The sequence below is a fragment of the Cupriavidus sp. YAF13 genome (assembly GCF_052113425.1).
Taxonomy (GTDB): domain Bacteria; phylum Pseudomonadota; class Gammaproteobacteria; order Burkholderiales; family Burkholderiaceae; genus Cupriavidus.
This window is the reverse complement of record NZ_JBFRDD010000010.1, coordinates 151,578-174,067: the sequence shown is the minus strand read 5'-3', so window position 1 is coordinate 174,067 and position 22,490 is coordinate 151,578. Positions and strand designations below refer to the sequence as shown.

Here is a 22,490-nt window from a genome sequence, read left to right as displayed (position 1 = left end):
GGCTGCTATGAACCAGTTCGCGATCCTGTACGAGGAGCGCTTCACCCATCCGCATCGTTGAGATAATGCTGCACTCACCGCTCAAGTCGACGGTGAGTCTATACCTGCCCTGCACACAAAAAAACTGACAGGCCCAACCCGCCCAGCACTTGATGCCGCCCGGTCAGGAACAGACCTCCATACACGAACGCCAAGTAGCAAAGGCCGATTGTTTCCCACTCCATGACCGCACCCCCGTTAGTTTGTGTGGCTCCATGGTAGGGGCTATTATGTGCTTTACGCAACACATCCATTACGCCGCGCTCGTATCTATCTGTACGGTGCATGCGCAGCCTGCCACGCCGTCACTCGCGCCGCCCGCCGCCACAGCCAGGGCGCGCGCTATCCACCGTCAGCCGGCAGGCTGAATCTCACGCAGGATCGTCTGTCCGCTAACGCCGTAGGCCGTGCCAAGCTCGCGCAGGGACTCGCCTGCCGCCTTGCGGGCCAGCACCTCAGCCACCACATCGGCCAATTCGCGCCCGTGCTCCTCGGCGTACTTGGCTAGGCCGCGCTTCCGGCCCAGCACCTTGCCCTCGGACTTTGCCCTCGCCAAGCCCGCGTGCGTGCGCTCGACAAGCTGGTCCCGCTCAAACTGTGCAAATGCGGCGAACATGCGGCGCACCAAGTCCCCCGCCGCGCTGGTCACTTCCATAACGGGCAAGTCCAGCACGACTACACGCACGCCCATGCCGCGCAGCATCTCTACCGTGCGGTCGATGTCGGATGCATTCCGGCCCAACCGGTCCAGCTTGGCGACCACAAGGGCATCCCCCTCCTCTAGCTTGTCTACCAGCTTGGCGAACGTGGGCCGCTCCATCGCCGGGACCGTGCCGCTGATCACCTCGGAATGAACCCGCTTTGGCTCGACTCGGTATCCGGCCTGCTCGGCCAGCAGGCGTTGGTTCTCGGTGGTCTGCCCCTCGGTCGAGACTCGGGTGTAGAGGTACGTGCGTGCGGTCATGGCGGAATGCTCCGAAATAGATGCTCCGAATTGTACGCGCTCCGAATCTATCGTCAAGGACTTCCGTGACAGCTAACGGAGCGGTTTCGCGCTGCTCCGTAATCGGTCGTATTCGGAGCAGACTACGGCCCGGTGCGGCCTACGCGCGTGTCGCGTTTCATGCGGGCGCGGGCGCTACGCGTTTCATGCGCGTGCCTGCGTCGATTCGCGGGCGCGTTCAGGAGGGTGCCTACGGGGGGAAGGCGGCCTCGCGTGCGCGGTGTGTGGCCCCGCAAAAATGCCAGTCAAAATTTGCTCCAGGGCGATCCACCTGCCGCCCGTGACGGCATGAAGCGACATGTAGAATACGAAACAACACGGGAGGGTTGAATAGATGACTGACGAGAAAAGGGCGGCGCCTCTAAGCTGCGGCATCGTCATGCCGATTTCGGACATTGAAGGGTATCCCCCCGGTCACTGGGCGGAGGTTAAGTCAATCATCTCGGCTGCAGTCCGCTCACTGATTGACTTTCAGTTTGAAGTCGACCTCGTAAGCTCATCAGAGGTAGCCGGCGTCATACAAAGGCGTATTGTTCAGCGACTCTACAATGACGACATCGTTATCTGTGACGTCAGCGCGAAAAATGCCAATGTCATGTTCGAGCTTGGCATGCGACTCGCTTTTGATAAGCCAACGGTGCTTATCAAGGACGATGTGACACCCTACATCTTTGATACCGGCCCGCTGGAACACATCGAGTACCCTGCCAGCTTAAGGCACAGCCAAATTCAGGCGTTCGCGGCAGCGTTGGCGGAGAAGGTGAAAGCCACGTACGAGAGGTCACGCCAAAACGCCGATTCCACTTCGTACCTAAAGAGCTTCGGTACATTTGAGGTCGCCACGATACCGACTAAATACGTCGAAGGCCAAGACGTGGTTATCGGGGAACTGAAGCAAATGCGGCAAGAGATGAGCATTCTTCACCGCATCGTGGCTGACACACATGCATCTTCGCAAAAGGCGCTTGCGGTAGCTCATTCAGCACAGTCATTGGGGTTGGGGTTGGCATCTCCTGGCCTTGGCATGGTGCCTCCATCGCCTAAAGCGATGCAGATTCTAGGCCTCGATCAGACACAGCCACACAGCGAGAAAGCGGGACTGCTCGCAGCGGGGTTGCGCGGTCTGAATGCGGGGACAATGAACAAAGGGTAACCTCAGTCCATCCGTGCATAAAGCAGCGCCACAGCTTCGATAGGCCGCCGGGGCGGCAACCCATCCCCTGCCGATACGGTGCCCTTGGCCAAGGGTGGCCGCAGCTGAACGTAACTTGGCGATGTTGTGGAGACCTACGAGTGATTATTCAGAAATGCGCAACTTTCACAGCAACAGACACCGCCAAGTACGCTTGGACACGACTCAAGCACTTTCAGAACATTGATGCGGTTGCTCTCCAGATCATGTCCTTGCATGGTCTGCCCGAGCGGCATCGGCCGAATGCGAAACGGCAAGCCGCACAACTTCGCCAGTGCCTCATGCAAGCAGGGGAATACTTCGAGGCGGCAAAGGCGGTCAGTCTGGCGACTCGACCTGTCTTGCTCTATTACTCGATCATGTCGCTCGCTCTTTGCGAAGTGCTGCTCAAGCAAACAGCGGACAGCCGCTTGGAGAAACTGCGGGAGCGTCACGGATGTCACGGATTGCAACTCTCCATCGCGTCGCTCCTTGACGCATCCACCCCCCTCCACGAAGCTGCCGCCGCACTAAAGGCAAAACCGCAGACCGCGCCGGACGGATCAGCGCGAGGCACCTTCGAAGTGTGGCGGCGGTCTAGCAGAGAAACTCCGGTATGCGGCATCTATTCCCAGCCAACACCTGATGGTACGGGCACCACGTCTGGATACCGCGTCTTGATGATTGGCGCAGATCATGAGCCAGAGGCATTCCCCACTGCCGGATACAGTCTTTTCGATGTTCTGGTGGGCCTCCCCCAAATGGCGGAGTTCCTTCCCCTCTATAACTTCCCCGCGCATCTTGCTCGGGCCACCTGCTCTGCGCAGTGGGTTCCCGAACAGGAGAGCGCGATAATTCGCCTCGTCATCCATCCAACTCTCACGAAGCTACTTGACGATTTCTCGCATCTCGTTGCATTCGCCCCACGAGGTGCACATCGGTTAGTGGTTCGAGAATTTCCGTCCGGCTTTTTGCTTGAATTCCCGTGGGGCCAGGATGCGCCAGGATCGCTTCCTTGGTCCATAAGCCCCAACACGAGCAACACGTGGTTCTCAACCAGACGGGAGAGCCTGAACGAGTTCGGCTTGCTCTACGTGGGCCTTCACATCGCAGGAAATTTCGCCCGCTATTACCCCGACAAGTGGCTTGCCCACATCGAAGCCAGTTCGCCACTTGCCCTCGCTATCGACAAGCTAACCGAGATTGCGATGGACAGAGCGCCACTCCTGACCCTTAGCGAGCTAACAAGAAGCTACTTCGTACCTGAGGCATAGGTGATGAGGGACCAGTTGATGCAACGTTTTCCACGCTGCACAGTTTGGCCTCTATCGCGCTATTGCGCGTACGGCCTCCTGCGCTTCGAAGAGGAAAGTTATCCGCGCAGCAAGCGTGCGTGCGGCCGCATCGTTAGCCGTCAACCAAGCGAGTGTTAAGCGATCAACTAGTTGCTCGGAACTGAGTCCAGCCCTCATGGGGAGGACCTCCATGATTCGTTTTGCTCTAGCCGAGCCATTAAGATGCTGAGCCGCTACTTGTGCGTGGGCGAATACTTCTCCAATGCCGTCCACCCATAACGCAGCGCGGGCTATGTTCTCATCCGAAACAAGAAGTTCTTCAGGACTCCTATCACCAGGTAGCGACAGCATCTGTGCCTGATGATTTTCACCTCTGTCCGCATCTCGAACACCGATAACCCGCACACCTGCTTGCGTGAAAGACGCGACGAGGCGACGGACATCGTTAGCACTACCTACTGGAACTACAGTGCAGTGACTAAGAACTGCCCGACTATAGCGAAGCAGAATTTCGTTCAGCAAGCGTGCGGCGACCGCGTCTTCTACAAGGATGATGTCTTTGTTCAGCCGAACATTTGCCGCGAGTTCGCGGGCAGCGGCCAGATACTTGGCATTTGGAAGAACATCAATGGCACCACGAGGGCCGCGAACCAGCAATACGCGGGCGGCCTGAGGTAACGTTTCAAAAATGTCCGCCGAATGGGTTGCAATGAGAATCTGGTGTCCTTGGCGACGCGCTAATCCCATAAGGTACCAAGCTAGCCCACGCTGCGCATCTGGATGCAAAGTAAGTTCAGGTTCTTCGAGGATTATGAGCGACTGTCGAGGTAAGCGCTCCAGCTGCCGAACAAGCCGAACCACCTTTTGCTCTCCTGCACCCATGTGCGGCTCGGAATACGTGACTGCATCTCGAGTAAGCTGCGGCAGACTCTCCGACCATGTCCCGTTGGGTGATCCGACTGTATGTACATGACCTGCCGTGAACGCCCTTCCACAAATAGTGGAGATACTTTGGATAGCTTGACGCGATAGTGGTTCGGAGGCTCGAATTTCCAGACGCGACTGAAAAACGTGAACTCGCCCTCTTTGCTCGATGCGTGGACTGAAGCTAGTGATTCCAATGAACTCGACATAGCGCTGCGGGTTACCCCGGCGTGGATAGCGCCAACGACTGTTCGCCGCCTCATACGGGACTGGGATGTCTGGCGTATCTAAGAACGAAAAGGCAACGCGCGCATTTGCTGATACCGGCGGTGTGTCGCCATGCAGTTCATTGCGAATCCACTCGCCAAGCTTGTAATAGCGCCCACCCTGCGCCCTTGAATAAGCAGCCGACGCGATTTGAAGGAGAGTGGTTTTTCCCGTACCGTTCACACCAGCGACCGCCACGACCGGCCACCCGAACTCAATCTCCGCATTGATTCCACGGATGCCGGCGACTCGCACCTTCTTAAGAGCGTTACCGAACAGGTTACGGCGGACATTCGCGTCGCGCCAAACTTCATCAGTCGCTTGCACAGCTGCGGCAACTTCCGCGTCAGTCAGCATTCCGCCCCCTTTCCCCTTTGTCTAATCGGTGATTATCCACCTATCGCCAAATAATAGCGTGAATGCAACTGAGAAACGCAGGACGCGATTGACTGGAGAAGTTGGGCTTCAAGGCGGAGGTTGAAGCCAGGTGTATGACGCTGGGATGGAGCAAGTCATGACTTTCTACGATGAATTCCGGGGCAGTGTCTTCTCGAAAGCGAAGCCGGACTAGCCAGGCGCATTTTCCGCCCGTACAGCCAGCCGGGCCACGGCCTCTATAAGCCGCTTGGCTGGTAGCCCGTCCCCTGCCCCATACGTCCCTGATACACCCGGTTCTGCATGCCCCATGAGGGCCATGCGCACATCAGCCGCGACACCAGCGGCCCGACACATGTCGGCAAACCCGTGCCGCCAGGAATGGAAGGTGATGCGCGTGTCAGTGATCTTGAGGGTCTTGCGCAGCAGCCGCCCGTATCGCTTCGAGAATGCGGCAGACACGATGCCATGCACACCCGGCTTGGCGGGGAACAGCGGACCATCGGGGCGCGTACTGGCCCATTCTGCGAACACCAACACCGGCACGGCCAGCGGCACCCATCGGCGGGAACCCTCGTTCTTGAGGCGCATAGCCGCGCCCTCGCCGTGCTCGCCCTCGTCGGTAATCATCAGGCCCGGCACGCCTTCCCGCTCTTGAACATCCTCGCGCCGTAGCTGATGCAACTCGTTCAGCCTGGCACCAGTCCAGCGGGCCAACCGGGGAAGCCAGTACATCGCCGGGTCGGATTCCTTCGCGCCATCGGTTGCAGCCATAACGGCCTTGACCTGCTCGGGGCTGTAAGGCTTCCGCAGTTCTACGGCCCGCTTGGGTAGCGGCAACTCCGCGCCCTCTGCCGGGTTCACGTCGATCAGGCCCCGCCCCTTGGCAACACCAAGCAGCAGACGGAGGAACCCAATCTTCTTATTGACGGTCGCCACGCTGGCCCCGGAGATCAGCCACTTGTCCCGGGTGGCAACGATGCTTGCTCGCGTTACTGCGTGAATGTCCGGGTCGCCTGCTTCGCGGACCGCTCGGCGCACAGCGTCCACGGTCTTGCTCGTCGGCTTTCGCTCTAGCTCCCATGTCGGGATAAGGGCCTCAAGATTCTGGCCCGAGGCAGCGGCCTTGCTGGATTGGTCCGCCATCGCTCCCTTAGGCGCTATGGCGGCCTTTACGGCGGGAGGTAGCGGTCCAATACCAGCCTCTGCTCTGCGACGCTCTACGATACCAATAACGCGCATCAGCTTGTCCGCTTCTTCCTCTGCGGCTTCCTCGGCGTACTCGTCCGCGATGTACAGCCCGGCTGCTTCTTGGTCGGCCAGTTCAGCCGCATCAATCTCTGCCTGCGTGACTTGCTGAGGCGCAGGGGCCGGGCCAGTCGAAACGGGGATCAGCTTGCCAGCAACGTCTACGAAGTCGGTGTCGTCAGGCCATGCTGCCGGGCCGGACGGCTCTGCCCTCATGGCCTGCCATTCGTCATCGAGTTCAACAGATACCTTGCGTGCCAGACGTTCGGCCTCGGGACGGTCCTTCGTGCCCAAGCTGCGGATAATCTCGCGCTTGCCGTTGTGCTGCTCGATGAGGTCTAGGGGAATCTTGCGGCGGAAGTAGTAGACGCTGCCGCGCTTCTGGATGTTGGTAGCCATCGGGTTCTCTACAGGTACGGGTGTAACACCTGCGCGGCATAGTGTACCGCTGGAACCACCCCACAAAAAACAAAACCCCGGAAGACCGCAATCTTCCGGGGTTCCGCCGCCAATACGATGTAGTGGCGGAGACGGAGGGATTCGAACCCTCGATCCAGGTTTTGGCCCGGATGCTCCCTTAGCAGGGGAGTGCCTTCGACCTCTCGGCCACGTCTCCCAAATCTGCCGTTGTGTGAGGGAGGCCACACAACGAAGCGCGTATTCTATCGGGCCAATTTCAATTGGTCAACGGTGATTCGATGACTAATTTAAAAAACTTGCACAGCCCGTTAGAAGCGCAGGCCGCAAGCGGCCTGCCTTGCATGGATCACGCCTGATCCAGCTCGAACACCTTATGCAGCGCGCGCACGGCGAGCTCCATGTACTTCTCGTCGATCAGCACCGAGATCTTGATTTCCGAGGTGGAGATCATCTGGATGTTGATGCCTTCTTCGGACAGCGTGCGGAACATCTTGCTGGCGATGCCGACGTGCGAGCGCATGCCCACGCCGACTACCGAGACCTTCGATACCTTCGGGTCGCCCGACACGCTGGCGGCGCCGATATGTGCCTTCACGCCATCGTTGAGGATGGCAAGCGCGCGCTGGTATTCGCCGCGCGGCACGGTGAAGGTGAAGTCGGTCTTGCCGTCGACGGACTGGTTCTGGATGATCATGTCGACGTCGATGTTGGCGTCGGCTACCGGGCCCAGGATCTGGTATGCGATGCCGGGCTTGTCGGGCACGCCCAGGACGGTGATCTTCGCCTCGTCACGGGCAAAGGCGATGCCGGAGATGACGGCTGCTTCCATTTCAGAATTTTCCTCAAAAGTGATCAGCGTGCCCGAGTGCATTTCTTGCTCGAGGGGCATCAGGGGGTCGGTGAGCGACGACAGCACGCGGGTCTTCACGCGGTACTTGCCGGCGAATTCCACCGAACGGATCTGCAGCACCTTGGAGCCCAGGCTGGCCATTTCCAGCATTTCCTCGAAGGTGATCTGGTCCAGGCGGCGAGCGTCTTCGACCACGCGCGGATCGGTGGTGTAGACCCCGTCCACGTCGGTGTAGATCAGGCATTCCTCAGCCTCGATGGCGGCGGCGATCGCCACGGCCGAGGTGTCGGAACCACCGCGGCCTAGCGTGGTGATGTTGCCGTTGTCGTCGATGCCCTGGAAGCCCGTGACCACCACCACGCGCCCGGCGTCGAGATCAGCCAGGATGCGCTCGTCATCGATGGACTCGATGCGGGCCTTGGTGTGGGACGAGTCGGTCTTCACCGGCACTTGCCAGCCGGTGTAGCTGATCGCGTCGACGCCCTCGCTTTGCAGCGCAATCGCGAGCAACGCGGAACTGGCTTGCTCGCCGGTGGCGGCCAGCATATCCAGCTCGCGCGGGCTCGGCTGCGCCGAGATTTCCTTGGCAAGGCCAAGCAAGCGATTGGTTTCGCCTGACATGGCCGAAGGCACCACGACTACGCGGTGACCTGCACGATGCCATTTGGCAACGCGCTTGGCGACATTCTTGATGCGTTCCGGAGAACCCATCGAAGTGCCACCGTATTTGTGAACGATGAGAGCCATCTGTTTGTCGACACCAGCAATTGTGCAAACCCTTGAAAATACACGAAGGGGAGCACCAAGGCAAGGTGTGGGCAGCTCGGACGACGGCCACGGCAAGTGGCGCGCGAGGAATATTGCGGGCGGAAAGCTGCCTGCCGAGGCTTACTCGATGGCCGCGCCCTGCCGGGGCGAACCAACCGGCTCGACCCACTCGACCCATTCGACACGCCAGCGCGGCGCGGCCGGCGCATCCGGCCAGCGCCGGTGCATGCCCAGGCCCGCCGCGAACACAAGCTGATCGCCCGACCACAGCAGCGGCAGGCGCGCACGCCGCGCCATCGGCACGCCAGCCTCCTGGTAGCCCTGCTTGAGCGCGCGCGCGGGCCCGCCCGGGCGCAGCACGATGCGCTCGCCGCCTTGGCGCGCGGCGAGGCGCAGGGGCCGGCGCAGCGCTGCCTCCGGCAGGCCGAAAGTATCGTCGCGCGTAAAGCGCAGTTCGCCGTGCCACGCAGGCACGGCCAGGCGTGCCTCGCCCTGCCAGTGCAGCGCCAGGTCTTCAGAGTCAATGGCAGGCCCCGCGCGGCGGGCCAGCACGCGCCCCCTGAATCGATGCAGCATCAGGGTCTCGTGCTGGATGGCAGGTTCACCGCCTTCATGCTCGATCAGTTGCGCGCGCATGGCGGACAGCCGCGCGGTGGACGGGGCCTGCGTGCCAAGCTCGCGCAGCCACAGGCGCAGCACGGCGTCGGCCTCGGCCGGCGGCAGCGCGCGCAGCCCGGCAAGATCGAGTTCAGCCAGCGTGCTGGTATCGCGCGGCGTGCGCACCAGCCCCGCCATCCATTGCGTAGCCAGCGCATCGAGCAATTCGCTGGCCTGCGCCAGGTGCGCGGCGGCTTGCGCCACGTTGGCGCGCAACGCGGGAAACGCCGCGGCCAGCGCGGGCATATGCTGCCTCAGCGCGTTGCGGGCAAATCGGGAATCGTCATTGGAAGGATCGTCGATCCAGGGGAGCGCATTCACAGCGCAGTACGCATCGATCTCGTCGCGCCCGACCTCGAGCCACGGACGCAGCAAGACAATCTGCTGCCTTGCCCCGAGCCTGCGCAGGCGCGGCATGCCGCCAAGCCCGGCCAGCCCGGCGCCACGAAACAAGCGCAACAGCACGGTCTCGACCTGGTCGTCCAGGTGATGGGCAAACAGCAGCAACGCCGCCCCGGCCTCGTCGCACATGGATTCGAGCGCAGCGTAGCGCGCGCGGCGCGCCGCCGCCTCCAGCCCTTCGCCCTGCCCCTGGCTGACCGAGACACGCTGGCTGTAAAACGGCAGTTGCCAGTCGGCGCACAGCGTCGCGCAGAACACGTCCCACTGGTCCGCCTCGGCCTGCAGGCCATGATGCACATGCAGCGCCACCACGCGCAGTGGCAGCGACGACGCCACCACCGCCGCACGCAGCGCGTGCAGCAGCGCGACCGAATCGCGTCCGCCGGAGAGTGCCACCGCCACCGTGCCTGCCCGTGCGCCGTCGCCAGAAACAACAAAGGCCGCACCGGCCTGAAGCGCCTGTGCGACCTTGTCGGTCAAGCCGGCGGACGGGTCAGCCCGGTGCGCCGGTTTCCTTGAACTTGCCATAGGCCAGCAGACGCTCATGACGGCGCGCCTGCAGCTCCTTCACGCTCATGCCCTGGAACTGGCGCAGCGAATCCGCCAGCGAACGCTTGAGCATGGCAGCCATGCCCTTGATGTCGCGGTGCGCGCCACCCAGCGGTTCGCTGACGATCTTGTCGATCAGGCTGAGCGCCTTGAGGCGGTGCGCGGTCAGGCCGAGGGCTTCGGCAGCTTCCGGCGCTTTCTCGGCAGTCTTCCACAGGATCGACGCGCAGCCTTCCGGCGAGATCACGGCGTAGGTGGCGAACTGCAGCATCTGCACCACGTCGCCCACGGCAATCGCCAGTGCGCCGCCCGAGCCGCCCTCACCGATGATGGTGGCGATCAGGGGCACCTTGAGGCCGGCCATGACGTAAAGATTGTGGCCGATGGCTTCGGACTGGCCGCGCTCTTCGGCGTCGATGCCGGGGAATGCACCCGGGGTATCGACGAAGGTGAAGATCGGCAGGCCGAACTTGTCGGCAAGTTCCATCAGGCGCTTGGCCTTGCGATAGCCCTCGGGCTTGGACATGCCGAAGTTGCGCAGCGCGCGCTCCTTGGTGTCGCGGCCCTTCTGGTGGCCCATCACCATGCACGCCTGCCCGTTGAAGCGGGCCAGGCCGCCCACGATCGACAGATCGTCGGCAAAGGCGCGGTCGCCGTGCAGTTCGTGGAAATCGGTGAAGATCTCCCGCACATAGTCCAGCGTGTAAGGACGCTGCGGGTGCCGGGCGATCTGTGCCACCTGCCATGGGGTCAGGTTGGCGTAGATGTCCTTGGTAAGCTGCTGGCTCTTGCCGGCCAGCCGCGAAATCTCTTCGGAGATATCGACAGCCGAATCGTCCTGCACAAATCGCAGTTCTTCGATCTTTGCCTCGAGTTCGGCAATCGGCTGCTCAAAATCTAGGAAGGTGGTTTTCATGAGACTCGCGTACCTGTCTGTGAAGGAGCGCATTCTACCGGAATTCGCCCACTAAACCGCAAGTCTGCGGATGCAGTCTCGCGCACTTCCATGCAAATTTTGCTACCTTCCAGCCTAATACGTCACAGGCAGGGGATCAAGACTGCGCCACATATACCAGGTGGCGACGGTGCGCCAGGGCTCCCAGTTGGCCGCCACCTCGCGCGCCTCGCTGCGCGTGACGGGCTCGCCACTGAAGTAATTTGCCGAGATGGCATTGATCAGGCCGACGTCATCGAGCGGCAGCACATTGGGCCGCATCAGGTTGAACATCAGGAACATTTCGGCGGTCCAGCGGCCAATGCCGCGGATCTGCGTCAGTTCCGCGATGACGGCTTCGTCATCCATCTCGGTCCAGCTATTCACATGGACGCGCCCTGCCTTGAAATGCTCGGCAAGGTCGACGATGTATTCCGCCTTGCGGCGCGACAGGCCGCAGGCGGCCAGGTTGTCGTGCCCCGCCTTGAGCATCTGCGCCGGCGTGAGCTTGGGACAGACCGCCACCAGCCGCTCCCACACCGTCTGTGCGGCCTTGACCGAGATCTGTTGCCCGACCACGGAGCGGGCCAGCGTGATGAACGGGTCGCCGCGCGAGATCAGGTGCGCGGGGCCGTAGGTGGGGATCATCTTGCGCAGGATGCGGTCGCGCTTCATCAGGTCGGCGCAGGCCTCGTCCCAGTAAGCCGGACGCATGGCATCCACCACCGTTTCGACCGGCAGGGGCAGCGCCTCGGCTTCCGGCAGCACGGGCGCCTTGGCCGCGCGCGCGCCGATCTTGAGGGCGGGCTTGCCGTCCGCCTTGAGCACCGGGCCAGGTGACTTGCCGGCGGCCTTGGCGGCCGCTTTCACAGGCTTGGCGACTTTCGCCGCCGGGCTTGCCTTCAGCGGCTTTGCAGGCAGTTTCACGGGCGCCAGCGGCTTGGCCGCGGGCTTGGCCTTGGTGGTCGCAGCAGTCTTGGACGGCGCCGCGGGCGTCGCCGTCTTGCGCACGGCAGCGTTCAAGCGCGCCTCCACTCGGTAGCACCGCCGGGCTTGTCTTCGAGAACCACGCCGCCCGCCAGCAGTTCGGCACGGATGCGATCGGCTTCGGCAAAATTGCGATCGGCCTTGGCCTGCTTGCGCGCCGCGATCAGCCCCTCGATCTGCTCCGGCTCCAGCCCATCGGCCGGCTTGCCGGCTTGCAGGAACGCATGGGCGTCGCGCCCCAGCAGGCCCAGCGTGGCGGCCAAGCCCTTGAGCTGGCGCGCCATCGCGCTGGAGCCGGTGCGATTGACTTCGCCGGCCAGGTCGAACAGCACAGCCATGGCGATCGGCGTATTGAAGTCGTCGCCCATTGCATCGATAAAGCGCCGCGCATGCGCCTCCTCCCAGTCCAGCGGCAGGACATCGGGCTGCACGTCCTTTAGCGCCGTGTACAGGCGCGTCAGCGAGTGACGGGCGTCTTCCAGGTGGACATTGCTGTAGTGCAGCGGGCTGCGGTAGTGCGCGCGCAGGATGAAGAAGCGCACCACCTCGGCGTCGTACTCCTTGAGCACGTCGCGGATGGTGAAGAAGTTGCCGAGCGACTTCGACATCTTCTCGTCGTTGATGCGCACGAAACCGTTGTGCATCCACAGGTTAACGAATGTCTTGCCGCTCGCGCCCTCGGACTGCGCGATCTCGTTCTCGTGGTGCGGGAACTGCAGGTCGGCGCCACCGCCGTGGATGTCGAAATGCTCGCCCAGCAGGGCGCAGCTCATCGCCGAGCACTCGATATGCCAGCCCGGGCGGCCCGAGCCCCACTTGGAATCCCACTTGCTTTCGGCGGGCTCGCTTTCCTTGGCGGACTTCCACAGGACGAAGTCGAGCGGATCGTGCTTGGCTTCGTTGGTGGCCACGCGCTCGCCGGCGCGCAGGTCCTCCAGCGACTTGCCCGACAGGCGGCCGTAGTTGGGAAATTTGCGCACGGCATAGTTCACGTCGCCATCGCTGGCGTGGTAGGCCAGGCCGCGGGCTTCGAGCTTGCTGATGATGTCGAGCATCTGCGGCACGTAGTCGGTGGCGCGCGGCTCGTGGTCCGGGCGCTGGATGCCGAGCGCATCGGCGTCTTCGTGCATGTAGCGGATGAAGCGGTCGGTCAGCGCGCCGATGGTCTCGCCATTCTCCGCGGCGCGGCGAATGATCTTGTCATCGATGTCTGTGATGTTCTGTACATACGTCACGTCGTAGCCGGCGGTGCGCAGCCAGCGCTGCACCATGTCGAATACCACCATCACGCGCGCATGGCCGACGTGACAATAGTCGTACACCGTCATGCCGCAGACATACATGCGTACACGGCCGGGTTCGATTGGCACGAAAGGCTGCTTTTCACGCGCGAGCGTGTTGTAGATATTCAGAGGATGCATGAAACGAGGTGAATGGATGAGGGATTGGCGCCATTGTCGCGCCATTCGCGAGACCGGCAACTTGCGCCAACGCAAAGCCTGGCGCGACCCATATCTTACCGGAAGCGCCCGGGCGCGGCAGGTCGTCGCCCGCCTTGCACCGCACCACGGACAAGCCGGCGCGGGCCTGGCCTGCGCAGGCCGGCGCGCCGATACCCGGGCCGGCATGGCCGCGCTTTGCTAGAATGCCGCGGAGTATAACGGACCGCCCATACATGAGCCTGTTCCTGCCCACCATAGCAACCGTGTCATCCCAGCCCGCGCGCCAACGCATTGCGGCCGCCTCATTCGCCCTGGCGGCGATCTTGGCCGGCCTTCTTGCCGTAGCGGGGCCTGCGCGCGCGCAGAACGGTCCGCTATCGCTCGCGGTGCCGGCCACGACACCTGGCGGCGTGCGCTCGGCCGACCCTGGCATGGCCGACGCCGAGAAGGCGGCGGCGCGCAAGCAGTATGGCGAGGCCATCGACCGCTTCGACCGCGTGCTGGCCACCAACCCGCGCAACGCCCAGGCGCGCTTCGAGCGTGCATGGGCCCTGGCCCAGGCCGGGCGCGAGGACGAGGCCATCGCGGCACTGCAATCCATGGCCCAGGACTTCCCTGAGTTGCCCGAGCCGCACAACAACCTGGCGCTGCTGTACGCCAAGCGTGGGGACTTGAAGCGCGCCGAAGCGGAATTGCTGATCGCGATCGATGTCAAACCCGATTTCGCCTTGGGCTATGCCAACCTTGGCGACGTCTACCGCCGCCTGGCCGAGAATGCCTACCGCAACGCACTGCGGCGCAATCCCAAGGATGCGGGCACCGCTGCCAGCCTCAAGCAATTGCAGCCTGCCGCGGCCACCCAGCCGCCGGCCGGCGGCACCGGCAAGCCAGGCGCGGCCGCCAGCGCGCCGGCCGCAGCGCCCAGGCCTTAACTACCTTGCCCAACGGGCCGGGCCGCCACCCTGCCCGGCCCTATCGTTTCCCCGATCCACGGAGTCAAGCATGATCTTTTCGCGTCGCCTAGTCCTTGCCGGCATCGCCGCCGCCGCGATGGCGCTCTCGCCGCTGGCCGCTCAGGCACAGCAGACGAAAACCGAACGGGTGCAGTTCGTCACCAGCGCCGGCAAGTTCACGCTCGAGGTCTATCCGGACGCCGCGCCCAAGACTGTCGCGAACTTCATGGAGTACGTGAAGAGCGGCTTCTATAGCGGCACCATCTTCCACCGCGTGATCAACGGCTTCATGGTGCAAGGCGGTGGCTTCGACCGCGACATGAAGCAAAAGCCCACGCGCGCGGCGATCCCCCTGGAAGCCCAGAACGGGCTGAAGAACAAGGCCGGCACGGTCGCCATGGCGCGCACCAGCGATCCTAACTCCGCCACCGCCCAGTTCTTCATCAATGTGGTGGATAATTCCAGTCTCGACTATCCATCGCCGGACGGTAACGGCTATGCCGTGTTCGGCAAGGTGGTGGAAGGCATGGATACCGTCGACAAGATGAAGAACGCGCCCACCACCTCGTATGGCCCGATGCGCAATGTGCCGGCCACGCCGATCGTGATCGAGTCGGCTACTGTCGTCAAATAACCGCCGAACAAACACCGAACAAAGGAACGCAAATGTCCAAGGTAGAGCTCCACACCAACCAGGGTGTCATCACCATCGAACTCGACGCTGAAAAGGCACCGAAGTCGGTTGAAAACTTCCTGTCGTATGTGCGCAAGGGTCACTACGACAACACCATTTTTCACCGCGTGATCAAGAACTTCATGATCCAGGGCGGCGGCTTCGAACCCGGCATGAAGCAAAAGGGCACCGATGCCCCGATCGAGAACGAAGCCGGCAACGGCCTGAAGAACGATCGCTACACGGTTGCCATGGCGCGTACCAACGCACCGCACTCGGCCACCGCGCAGTTCTTCATCAACGCGGTCGACAATGACTTCCTGAACTTCACCTCGCCGACCCCGCAAGGCTTCGGCTACGCCGTGTTCGGCAAGGTGACCGACGGTACCGACGTGGTCGAGAAGATCAAGGGCGTGCGTACCGGCAGCGCTGGCTTCCACCAGGACGTGCCGCTCGAAGACGTGGTCATCGAAAAGGCCGTGGTGGTCGAATAAGCCACGGGCCATCACCGGGACACGTTCCACCGAGCCCCGCGGGGTCGCACCATGACGTCAGGCCAGCTTCTCTTTCCAACCGCATGACTGTGACCCCATCCACGCCGGCCGCCGGCGCCCTCGCGGTGCCAGCGCCGGCGTGGTTCATTTCCGACCTGCATCTCACCCCCGGCATGCCGCGCACGCTGGCCTCCTTCGAGCACGTGCTCGAACGCGCGGCGCAAGAGGCGCGCGCCCTGTTCATCCTGGGTGATTTTTTTGAATTCTGGGTTGGCGACGAAGAAACCGACAGCCCCTTCGCGGCGCAGGTGGCCGCCAGGCTGCGCCAGCTTGCCGAACGCGGCGTCCAGGTCTACCTGATGCACGGCAACCGCGACTTCCTGCTGGGGCAGCGCTTTGCGCGCGCCGCGGGCGCCACCTTGCTGCCCGACCCCACCGTGATCGACTGCGCCGGCCAGCGCGTGGTGCTCAGCCATGGTGACATGCTGTGCACCGACGATGAGCGCTATATGCGGTTTCGCCACTGGACCCGCAAGCGCTGGGTGCAGCGGGTATTCCTGTCGCTGCCGTTGGCGGTGCGGCTGCGCGTGGCGCGCCGCCTGCGCGCCGATAGCGAAGCGGGCCGCACGCAGGCTCGCCGCGACGCACCGCCAGACTACGGCGACACCACGCCGCAAGCCGTGGCCGCGCTATTGCGCGCCAGCCAGGCGCCGGCCCTGGTGCACGGCCATACGCACCGCCCCGCCCGGCACGAGAGCCCGGAAGGCGTGCGCTGGGTGCTGACCGACTGGGACCTCGACGGCAAGCGGCCGCGCGCCGCCGTGCTGCAACTCGACGCGGGCGGATTCAGCGTGCTGCCACAAGTCAGCTGACGCCGGATCCCCCTCTGCGCTTCATCGACCTACCTCACCAACCTACCTCACCAACCTACTTCATCAACTTGCGCAGCTCGCTCGCGTCGAAGCGGTCGTTCGGCGTGTTCTCGAGATGCTCGCCCAGGCGATCCAGCGCGGCCATCACGGTCTCCAGCCGCTCGTGCTGCTGTGCCGCGTTGTCGATCAGGCTCTTGAGCGCCAGCGAGACCGGGTCGTCCGCGTTCGGCGTGATGCCATAGGCCGAGAACTCCTGCTTGGCGCCCTGCTGCCCGCTGGGTGCGTCCGGCAGGATGATGCGCGCCGGGATGCCGACCGCGGTGGCGCCCGGCGGCACCGGCTTGAGCACCACGGCGTTGGAGCCGATGCGCGCGCCGTCGCCGATGGTGTAGCCGCCGAGCACCTTGGCCCCGGCGCTCACCACCACGTTCGCACCTAGCGTGGGATGGCGCTTTACCCCCTTGTAGAGCGAGGTCCCGCCCAGGGTCACGCCCTGGTAGATGGTGCAGTCGTCGCCGATCTCGGCGGTCTCGCCCACCACCACGCCCATGCCGTGGTCAATGAACACGCGCCGCCCCACCTTGGCGCCAGGGTGGATCTCGATACCGGTGAAAAAGCGGGCCCAGTGCGAGATCCAGCGGCCCAGCCAGTGAAACCCTGCATTCCAGCAGCCGTGCGCGAAGCGATGGAACACCACGGCGTGAAAGCCGGGATAGCAGGTCAGCACCTCCAGACGGCTGCGTGCGGCGGGGTCGCGCCGCATGATGGCGTCGATATCTTCCTTCAGGCGAGTGAACATCTTGGTCGTGTCGTGTTGCCACGCCGTGCGCCGCGCGCCCTGGGTCAGGGCTGGCGCGATCGCCGGCATGGTCATTGGCCGGTGAAAACGGGATCAGGGAGTGTAAGAGATTTGCTGCCCTGCTGCCGCCATGGACATTGGCTGCAATGACGCTGGCCGCCGCGCGGCACATGTTGGACATGTCGGATCCGCGGGACGGGCAGCGCCCGCCATCAACATCGCTCGGGCACGTGCACCAGGCCGGTCATCAGGCGGCGCGCGCTGGTGGGGCGCAAAGGCAATGACCTACTAGCCGGCGCAAGGTAGTCGAGCACGATCCCTGCCGCCGCGAGCGGCAGGCCGTCCTCGGCAACATCGCCATCCTCGAGCGGATGGCCATTGCGGCAAGGCACGCGGGCAACGACGGCCTGGTCCACGTTCGGCAGCCAGATGCGCACGGTGGTAACGCTGTCGCGCGCTGGCACGAAGCCGCGCCAGACCGCGAACGGCGCTGCCGCCGCCAGCAGCTCGCCGCCATTGCCGGCCCAGTCGATCCGCGGCTCGCCGATGGCCACTGCGCCGAACAGGCAGTCCACATCGCAACCGGGACGCTGCGAGGGGCGCACCAGCACGACATGGCTGGTGCTGGCGGTGGCGCCACCCATGCCATCGCTCTGCCGGCCGTGCGGATCGGGCGAGCCGATCACGCGCAGCAGCACGGCATCGCGGCCGCCCGGATCAGTGGGCAAGTCGTCAGCCAGGAAGAAGACCCCTTTGCTGGTGCCGCCACGCATGTAGTAGGCCGGAATCTCCACCTGCTCACTTCTCCTGTTTGGTTGGCACCCGGGCGCCTTGGCCTTGCGCGGCTGCCAGCATGTGCTTGGCAATGCCCCGCAGGATATTGACTTCCTCGCGCTCCAGCCCGCTGCGCGCGAGCAGCCGGCGCAAGCGCGGCATCAGCTTCTTCGGGCTGGCCGGATCCAGGAAGCCGATGGCTTCCAGCCCCGACTGCAGATGGCCGAACATGGCCTCGATCTGCTCGGCCGTGGCCGGTTCGCCAGCATAGCCGATCTCGGCGAGCGGCGTCGCCCTCACCTCCAGCAGCGCCAGGCGCATCTCGTAGGCCACCAGTTGCACGGCCTGGGCAAGATTGAGCGAGGTGTAGGCGGGATTGGCGGGAATGTGGGTGACCGCCGAGCAGCGGTCGACCACCTCGTTGGGCAGGCCGAAGCGCTCATTACCGAACACGAAAGCAATGTGGGCGCCGGCGGCTTGCGTGGCTTGCGGGGTGGCTTGCAGGGCGGCAATGCGGGCGCCGGCCTGCGCCACCGCGTCGCGCGGCAGCAAACGGGGCGGCCCGAACTCGCGCTGGCGCGCGGTGAGTGCCACTGCGTAGGCGGTACCGGCCAGCGCGGACTCGATGTTGTCGACGATCACCGCGCCTGCCAGTACGTCGTCGGCACCGCTGGCCATGGCGATGGCATCCGGATGCTCGCGCACCGCCGGCTCACGTGGCGAAACCAGCACCAGACTGCCCGGCACGGCGCCGAAGCCCATGGTCTTCATGGCCCGCGCGACGGCGCCGACATTGCCGGGATGGCTGGTCTCGACCAGCACGAAACGCACCGCGGCGAACGCAGCGGGGGCCATCAGGGCAGCATCGGCTGCAGCCTCCGGAGCGATAGCGGAAACCGCCTGGCAAGGCGCGCCAGATGGCGGATCAAGGTCCGGGCCGGTCTGGGTGGCGGGGGCTGCGGCTGGGGCGCCGTTGGCGTCGGCGCTCGTCTGGTTCTGCGGGTTCATATACAATTCAGGCTTCATCTTCGGTGCGCCGCCCGTTTTATGCGGTAGCGTCGCGCCCGTTCTTCTACAATCCGTTGTGTTGTCAGCCGCCCCAAAGGGCAGCGCGCCGGCCTTTTGCGCCAGGCCGCGCACCCTTGGCCGGCCTGGAGAGATTCATGCATCCGATGCTAAATATTGCCGTCAAGGCAGCCCGCAAGGCAGGTTCCGTCATCAACCGCGCGTCGATGGACGTCGACCGGGTTCAGGTCTCCCGCAAGCAGCACAACGATTTCGTCACCGAAGTCGACCGCGCCGCCGAGGCCGCAATCGTCGAGATCATCCGCACGGCCTACCCGGATCACGCCATTCTAGCGGAAGAGTCCGGCCAGTCCTGGGCCGAGGGCGAAGAACCCACCAGCGAATACGTCTGGGTCATCGACCCGCTCGACGGCACCACCAACTTCATCCACGGTTTTCCCCAGTATGCGGTCTCGATCGCCCAGCTGCACAAGGGCGTGCCGGCACAAGCCGTCGTCTACGACCCGTCGCGTGACGAACTCTTCACAGCCAGCAAGGGCGCCGGCGCGTTCCTGAACAACCGCCGCATCCGCGTGTCGCGCCGCGACAAGCTGGCCGACTGCCTGATCGGCACCGGCTTCCCCTACCGCGACATGGAAGGCCTGGACCAGTACATGGAACTGTTCGCGCTGATGACGCAAAGCTGCGCCGGCCTGCGCCGCCCGGGTGCCGCGGCGCTCGATCTGGCCTACGTGGCCTGCGGCCGCACCGATGGATTCTTCGAGCAAGGCCTGCACCCGTGGGACATGGCCGCCGGCATGCTGCTGGTGACCGAGGCCGGCGGCCTGGTGGGCAACTACGCCGGCGAAGCGCGCCAGCTCGAACAAGGCGAAGTGCTGGCCGGCAACCCCAAGGCGTTTGCGCAGATGGTGCGCCTGCTGTCGCCGTTCTCGGTGGACAACGCCAAGCCAGCCCGCTAAGGATCCCGGCAACAACGCAGCGCGGCCGCCTGGCCGCGCTCAGCATGACGGGCGCGGCGGCGCCCCGGCAGGATGCCATATGCCGAGCGCCACGCCGCCCACGATCATCGCCATCGCGCCCGGCACCGCCCATAGCGGCATGGCGTAGGCCAGCAGCGCGATGGCATCGCGACGTGAAAGCGCTGGGATAGCCATGGCGTGCTGCCAGTTCAAGCATCCACCGCGACCGCCCTGCCCGGCATCGTCTCGCCGGCCGCCTCTGCCATCGCCTCGGTACAGACACCCAGCCCCCAGCTTCGCACATAGTCCGGCACGCTGGGCTGCATGCCATCCGGCACCGGCCGCTGCCCCTGGAGGCGCAACGGCAGCACGCCCGCCCACACCGGCAGCGCCATATCGGCCTCGTCATCCTTGGGCCCGCCGCTGCGGATCTTGGTGGCGGCCTCCTCCAGCCCGATGCGCAGCACCATGGTCGCCGCCAGCTCATTGGCATCCCCTGGCCGTGCTTCGCCCGAACGCCCCGCCGCAATGCGCTCCAGGAAGGCATCCATTGCCGCTGCCTTCGCTGCGCCAGCCACCACTTCAAAACTGCCGTAGATCACCGCCGAGCGGTAGTTCATCGAGTGATGAAACGCGGAGCGCGCCATCACCAGGCCGTCGAGGTGCGTCACGGTTACGCAGACCTGGCTGCCTGTCGCGGCCAGCTTCAGCATGCGGCTGCCGTTGGAGCCATGGATGTAGAGGTGCTCGCCCTCGCGCCAGCACGCGGTGGGAATGCAGTGGGTGCCGTGATCGTCGGTGAAGGCCAGGTGGCACAGGTACGCATCGTCGAGGATCGCATGCAGCGTCGCGCGATCGTAGTGGCCGCGATCGGCAACGCGCCGCACGCGGGTACGTTCGCTCGGCGGCATGGGTTTCTGGCTCATGGTGGCTCCTTGTCTTGAGCGGTGTGGGGTTGTGGGTGCCGCGCGGCAATTTCGCTGCGTTACGGCGATGCAGCCAAGATAGGGATTTCGTGGCACCATGGCTAGACCCAGTCGTGGCACGATTTTTAGAACCACGGAAACCACAGAAACCACGGAAGCGACGACATGGACTACGGCCTGCTGGTCTCGACCTTCATGCGCCAGCTCGATGGCCGCAAACTCACCCAGCAGCGGCTCTTGTACGAGTGCCTGCGCGGCGCCATCCTCGACGGGCGAATCGCCCAGGGCAGCCAGCTGATCGCCACGCGCACGCTGGCGGCGGAGCTCGGCATGGCACGCAACTCGGTGATCTACGCCTACGAGAGCCTGGCGGCGGAAGGCTTCGTGGTGCCGACGCGGCACGGCACCACGGTGGCGCGCGTGGGCCTGGCGCAGGCTGGCCACAGCGCGGGGGCGGTCAAGCGCGTCGCCGCGTTGTCGCGCCGCGTGCGCGGGCTGCCGCACGATGTCAACGGTATGTACGACCTGTTGCCGTTCGTGCCCGGCGTGCCCGACCTGGACGGCTTTCCGCTGGCCGCGTGGCGGCGCTGCATCGAACGCGCCTGGCGCCAGCTCGGCCCCCGCCATCTTGGCTACGGCAAGGTCGAGGGGCAGCCCGCGCTGCGCCACGCCATCGCCGAGTACCTGAAGGTCTCGCGCGGGGTGCGCTGCGACATGGACCAGGTCTTCATCACCGACGGCACGCAGACCAGCCTGGACCTGTGCGCGCGCATCCTGGCCGATGCCGGCGACACGGCCTGGATCGAGAATCCCGGCTACGGCGGCGCGCGAGCCGCCTTCCAGTCGGCCGGCCTCGTGCTCGAGCCCGTGGCGGTGGATGCGGACGGCCTGGCACCCCGCCCCGAGCAGTGGCGCGACGCACCGCCCCGGCTGATCTACATCACGCCATCCCATCAGTATCCACTAGGCTCCATTCTCAGCCTGGAACGGCGCCTCAAGCTCATCGAAGATGCCCGCGCAGCCGGTGCCTGGATCGTCGAGGACGACTACGACAGCGAGTTCCGCCGTGGCGGCGTGCCGCTCTCGGCCGTGCAGGGGCTGAGCGAGGATGCGCCGGTGATCTACCTGGGCACATTCAGCAAGACCATGTTCCCGGCGCTGCGCCTGGGCTTCATGGTGGTGCCGCGCTACCTGGCCGCGACCATCGCCGACACGCTTGGCGAAATCTCCCGGCGCGGCCACGTGGCCGAGCAGATCGCGCTGGCGGAATTTATCGACAGCGGCCAGTTCGCCCGCCACCTGCGCCGCATGCGCCAGCGCTACGGACAGCGCCGCGATGCCCTGGAGGCGGCGCTGGCGCGCCACCTGCGCGGCAGCGTGACGGTATCGGCCAGCGCTGGCGGCATGCACTTGTCCGCGCGCCTGGAACTGCCGCTTGCCGACACCGTGGTCACCCGTGCGGCCCGCGCGCAGGGACTGATCGTGCGGCCGCTCAGCACCTACCGCTTGCCCGGCACGCCGCTGGCGCAGTACAACGGCTTCGTGTTCGGCTACGCCGGCGTGCCGGCCGGCGCCATCGACGGGCTGATCGCGCGGCTGGCACAGGTGATCGACGCGCTGCTGCGCGAGCCGGTGCCGTAGCGCGGCATTGAGCCCGTTCTTGCGAATCGGCCTACTTGCCGC

21 protein-coding genes and 1 tRNA gene are annotated in these 22,490 nt (G+C 64.4%); 8 read left to right on the top strand and 14 right to left on the bottom strand.

The window, feature by feature from the left end; genetic code table 11:
• Window positions 1–391: 391 nt before the first annotated feature.
• Window positions 392–1,003, bottom strand: coding sequence for a recombinase family protein (locus AB4061_RS11455; RefSeq protein ID WP_441633756.1), 612 nt, complete (start codon window positions 1,001–1,003; stop codon window positions 392–394).
• A 373-nt stretch (window positions 1,004–1,376) separates the two neighbouring features.
• Here AB4061_RS11455 and AB4061_RS11450 point away from each other — a divergent pair, with 373 nt between their 5' ends.
• Complete coding sequence (locus tag AB4061_RS11450) at window positions 1,377–2,195, top strand: hypothetical protein (RefSeq protein WP_441633754.1); 819 nt, start codon at window positions 1,377–1,379, stop codon at window positions 2,193–2,195.
• A 140-nt stretch (window positions 2,196–2,335) separates the two neighbouring features.
• Entirely contained in the window at window positions 2,336–3,487 is a 1,152-nt protein-coding gene (locus AB4061_RS11445; protein WP_441633752.1) for a YaaC family protein, read from the top strand.
• Between the two features lie 51 nt (window positions 3,488–3,538).
• Here the strand turns inward: AB4061_RS11445 and AB4061_RS11440 are convergent, their stop codons facing one another.
• The 8 genes from AB4061_RS11440 to cysS form a co-directional block, all read right to left on the bottom strand.
• Window positions 3,539–5,056, bottom strand: a complete 1,518-nt coding sequence (locus AB4061_RS11440) for an ATP-dependent nuclease (protein WP_441633750.1) — start codon at window positions 5,054–5,056, stop codon at window positions 3,539–3,541.
• Between the two features lie 210 nt (window positions 5,057–5,266).
• Window positions 5,267–6,721: a DUF6538 domain-containing protein gene (locus AB4061_RS11435; RefSeq protein ID WP_441633748.1), complete on the bottom strand. Its 1,455-nt coding sequence runs from the start codon at window positions 6,719–6,721 to the stop codon at window positions 5,267–5,269.
• A 123-nt stretch (window positions 6,722–6,844) separates the two neighbouring features.
• Window positions 6,845–6,938, bottom strand: a tRNA-Ser gene (locus AB4061_RS11430).
• Between the two features lie 150 nt (window positions 6,939–7,088).
• Window positions 7,089–8,339, bottom strand: a complete 1,251-nt coding sequence (locus AB4061_RS11425; protein WP_174422792.1) for an aspartate kinase — start codon at window positions 8,337–8,339, stop codon at window positions 7,089–7,091.
• Window positions 8,340–8,480: 141 nt separating this feature from the next.
• Window positions 8,481–9,947 carry a tRNA lysidine(34) synthetase TilS gene (tilS, locus tag AB4061_RS11420; RefSeq protein ID WP_441633745.1) on the bottom strand — a complete coding sequence of 489 codons (1,467 nt, stop codon included), beginning with the start codon at window positions 9,945–9,947 and terminating at the stop codon, window positions 8,481–8,483.
• Entirely contained in the window at window positions 9,913–10,884 is a 972-nt protein-coding gene (locus AB4061_RS11415) for an acetyl-CoA carboxylase carboxyltransferase subunit alpha (RefSeq protein ID WP_441633743.1), read from the bottom strand. Before AB4061_RS11415 ends, tilS begins: the two co-directional genes overlap by 35 nt.
• A 114-nt stretch (window positions 10,885–10,998) precedes the next feature.
• Window positions 10,999–11,937, bottom strand: a complete 939-nt coding sequence (locus AB4061_RS11410) for a DNA-3-methyladenine glycosylase family protein (RefSeq protein WP_441633741.1) — start codon at window positions 11,935–11,937, stop codon at window positions 10,999–11,001.
• Entirely contained in the window at window positions 11,922–13,310 is a 1,389-nt protein-coding gene (gene cysS, locus AB4061_RS11405) for a cysteine--tRNA ligase (protein ID WP_441633739.1), read from the bottom strand. Before cysS ends, AB4061_RS11410 begins: the two co-directional genes overlap by 16 nt.
• Window positions 13,311–13,564: 254 nt before the next feature.
• Between cysS and AB4061_RS11400 the strand changes: the two genes are divergently transcribed.
• From AB4061_RS11400 to AB4061_RS11385, 4 genes are all read left to right on the top strand, one after another.
• Window positions 13,565–14,263 (top strand): tetratricopeptide repeat protein, encoded by a 699-nt coding sequence (locus tag AB4061_RS11400; protein ID WP_441633737.1) that lies wholly within the window; start codon window positions 13,565–13,567, stop codon window positions 14,261–14,263.
• Between the two features lie 70 nt (window positions 14,264–14,333).
• Window positions 14,334–14,918, top strand: a complete 585-nt coding sequence (locus AB4061_RS11395; protein WP_006163145.1) for a peptidylprolyl isomerase — start codon at window positions 14,334–14,336, stop codon at window positions 14,916–14,918.
• A 32-nt stretch (window positions 14,919–14,950) separates the two neighbouring features.
• Complete coding sequence (locus tag AB4061_RS11390) at window positions 14,951–15,451, top strand: peptidylprolyl isomerase (protein ID WP_150983882.1); 501 nt, start codon at window positions 14,951–14,953, stop codon at window positions 15,449–15,451.
• Between the two features lie 83 nt (window positions 15,452–15,534).
• The gene (locus AB4061_RS11385) at window positions 15,535–16,323 is read left to right on the top strand and encodes a UDP-2,3-diacylglucosamine diphosphatase (RefSeq protein WP_441633735.1); all 789 of its coding nucleotides are present in this window, start codon (window positions 15,535–15,537) and stop codon (window positions 16,321–16,323) included.
• 55 nt (window positions 16,324–16,378) lie between these two features.
• Here the strand turns inward: AB4061_RS11385 and cysE are convergent, their stop codons facing one another.
• The 3 genes from cysE to AB4061_RS11370 all read right to left on the bottom strand — a co-directional run bounded on the left by cysE (window position 16,379) and on the right by AB4061_RS11370 (window position 18,751).
• Window positions 16,379–17,122 carry a serine O-acetyltransferase gene (gene cysE, locus AB4061_RS11380; RefSeq protein WP_441633768.1) on the bottom strand — a complete coding sequence of 248 codons (744 nt, stop codon included), beginning with the start codon at window positions 17,120–17,122 and terminating at the stop codon, window positions 16,379–16,381.
• A 212-nt stretch (window positions 17,123–17,334) separates the two neighbouring features.
• Window positions 17,335–17,916: a PrpF domain-containing protein gene (locus AB4061_RS11375; RefSeq protein WP_441633733.1), complete on the bottom strand. Its 582-nt coding sequence runs from the start codon at window positions 17,914–17,916 to the stop codon at window positions 17,335–17,337.
• 4 nt (window positions 17,917–17,920) lie between these two features.
• Complete coding sequence (locus AB4061_RS11370; RefSeq protein WP_441633766.1) at window positions 17,921–18,751, bottom strand: RNA methyltransferase; 831 nt, start codon at window positions 18,749–18,751, stop codon at window positions 17,921–17,923.
• 308 nt (window positions 18,752–19,059) lie between these two features.
• Between AB4061_RS11370 and AB4061_RS11365 the strand changes: the two genes are divergently transcribed.
• Window positions 19,060–19,881: an inositol monophosphatase family protein gene (locus AB4061_RS11365; RefSeq protein ID WP_441633731.1), complete on the top strand. Its 822-nt coding sequence runs from the start codon at window positions 19,060–19,062 to the stop codon at window positions 19,879–19,881.
• Window positions 19,882–19,920: 39 nt separating this feature from the next.
• Here the strand turns inward: AB4061_RS11365 and AB4061_RS11360 are convergent, their stop codons facing one another.
• Window positions 19,921–20,076 carry a hypothetical protein gene (locus AB4061_RS11360; RefSeq protein WP_441633729.1) on the bottom strand — a complete coding sequence of 52 codons (156 nt, stop codon included), beginning with the start codon at window positions 20,074–20,076 and terminating at the stop codon, window positions 19,921–19,923.
• 14 nt (window positions 20,077–20,090) lie between these two features.
• The gene (locus tag AB4061_RS11355) at window positions 20,091–20,807 is read right to left on the bottom strand and encodes a pyridoxamine 5'-phosphate oxidase family protein (protein ID WP_441633727.1); all 717 of its coding nucleotides are present in this window, start codon (window positions 20,805–20,807) and stop codon (window positions 20,091–20,093) included.
• A 165-nt stretch (window positions 20,808–20,972) separates the two neighbouring features.
• Between AB4061_RS11355 and pdxR the strand changes: the two genes are divergently transcribed.
• Entirely contained in the window at window positions 20,973–22,448 is a 1,476-nt protein-coding gene (gene pdxR / locus AB4061_RS11350; protein ID WP_441633725.1) for a MocR-like pyridoxine biosynthesis transcription factor PdxR, read from the top strand.
• Window positions 22,449–22,490: the final 42 nt, after the last annotated feature.

What these genes read in the sequence shown, in the direction of transcription:
- AB4061_RS11455 (WP_441633756.1), bottom strand. Translation starts at nt 1,003, where the DNA reads ATGACCGCACGCACGTACCTCTACACCCGAGTCTCGACCGAGGGGCAG.
- AB4061_RS11450 (WP_441633754.1), top strand. Translation starts at nt 1,377, where the DNA reads ATGACTGACGAGAAAAGGGCGGCGCCTCTAAGCTGCGGCATCGTCATG.
- AB4061_RS11440 (WP_441633750.1), bottom strand. Translation starts at nt 5,056, where the DNA reads ATGCTGACTGACGCGGAAGTTGCCGCAGCTGTGCAAGCGACTGATGAA.
- AB4061_RS11435 (WP_441633748.1), bottom strand. Translation starts at nt 6,721, where the DNA reads ATGGCTACCAACATCCAGAAGCGCGGCAGCGTCTACTACTTCCGCCGC.
- AB4061_RS11425 (WP_174422792.1), bottom strand. Translation starts at nt 8,339, where the DNA reads ATGGCTCTCATCGTTCACAAATACGGTGGCACTTCGATGGGTTCTCCG.
- tilS (WP_441633745.1), bottom strand. Translation starts at nt 9,947, where the DNA reads ATGGCAAGTTCAAGGAAACCGGCGCACCGGGCTGACCCGTCCGCCGGC.
- AB4061_RS11415 (WP_441633743.1), bottom strand. Translation starts at nt 10,884, where the DNA reads ATGAAAACCACCTTCCTAGATTTTGAGCAGCCGATTGCCGAACTCGAG.
- cysS (WP_441633739.1), bottom strand. Translation starts at nt 13,310, where the DNA reads ATGCATCCTCTGAATATCTACAACACGCTCGCGCGTGAAAAGCAGCCT.
- AB4061_RS11400 (WP_441633737.1), top strand. Translation starts at nt 13,565, where the DNA reads ATGAGCCTGTTCCTGCCCACCATAGCAACCGTGTCATCCCAGCCCGCG.
- AB4061_RS11395 (WP_006163145.1), top strand. Translation starts at nt 14,334, where the DNA reads ATGATCTTTTCGCGTCGCCTAGTCCTTGCCGGCATCGCCGCCGCCGCG.
- AB4061_RS11390 (WP_150983882.1), top strand. Translation starts at nt 14,951, where the DNA reads ATGTCCAAGGTAGAGCTCCACACCAACCAGGGTGTCATCACCATCGAA.
- AB4061_RS11385 (WP_441633735.1), top strand. Translation starts at nt 15,535, where the DNA reads ATGACTGTGACCCCATCCACGCCGGCCGCCGGCGCCCTCGCGGTGCCA.
- cysE (WP_441633768.1), bottom strand. Translation starts at nt 17,122, where the DNA reads ATGTTCACTCGCCTGAAGGAAGATATCGACGCCATCATGCGGCGCGAC.
- AB4061_RS11370 (WP_441633766.1), bottom strand. Translation starts at nt 18,751, where the DNA reads ATGGCCCCCGCTGCGTTCGCCGCGGTGCGTTTCGTGCTGGTCGAGACC.
- AB4061_RS11365 (WP_441633731.1), top strand. Translation starts at nt 19,060, where the DNA reads ATGCATCCGATGCTAAATATTGCCGTCAAGGCAGCCCGCAAGGCAGGT.
- AB4061_RS11360 (WP_441633729.1), bottom strand. Translation starts at nt 20,076, where the DNA reads ATGGCTATCCCAGCGCTTTCACGTCGCGATGCCATCGCGCTGCTGGCC.
- AB4061_RS11355 (WP_441633727.1), bottom strand. Translation starts at nt 20,807, where the DNA reads ATGAGCCAGAAACCCATGCCGCCGAGCGAACGTACCCGCGTGCGGCGC.
- pdxR (WP_441633725.1), top strand. Translation starts at nt 20,973, where the DNA reads ATGGACTACGGCCTGCTGGTCTCGACCTTCATGCGCCAGCTCGATGGC.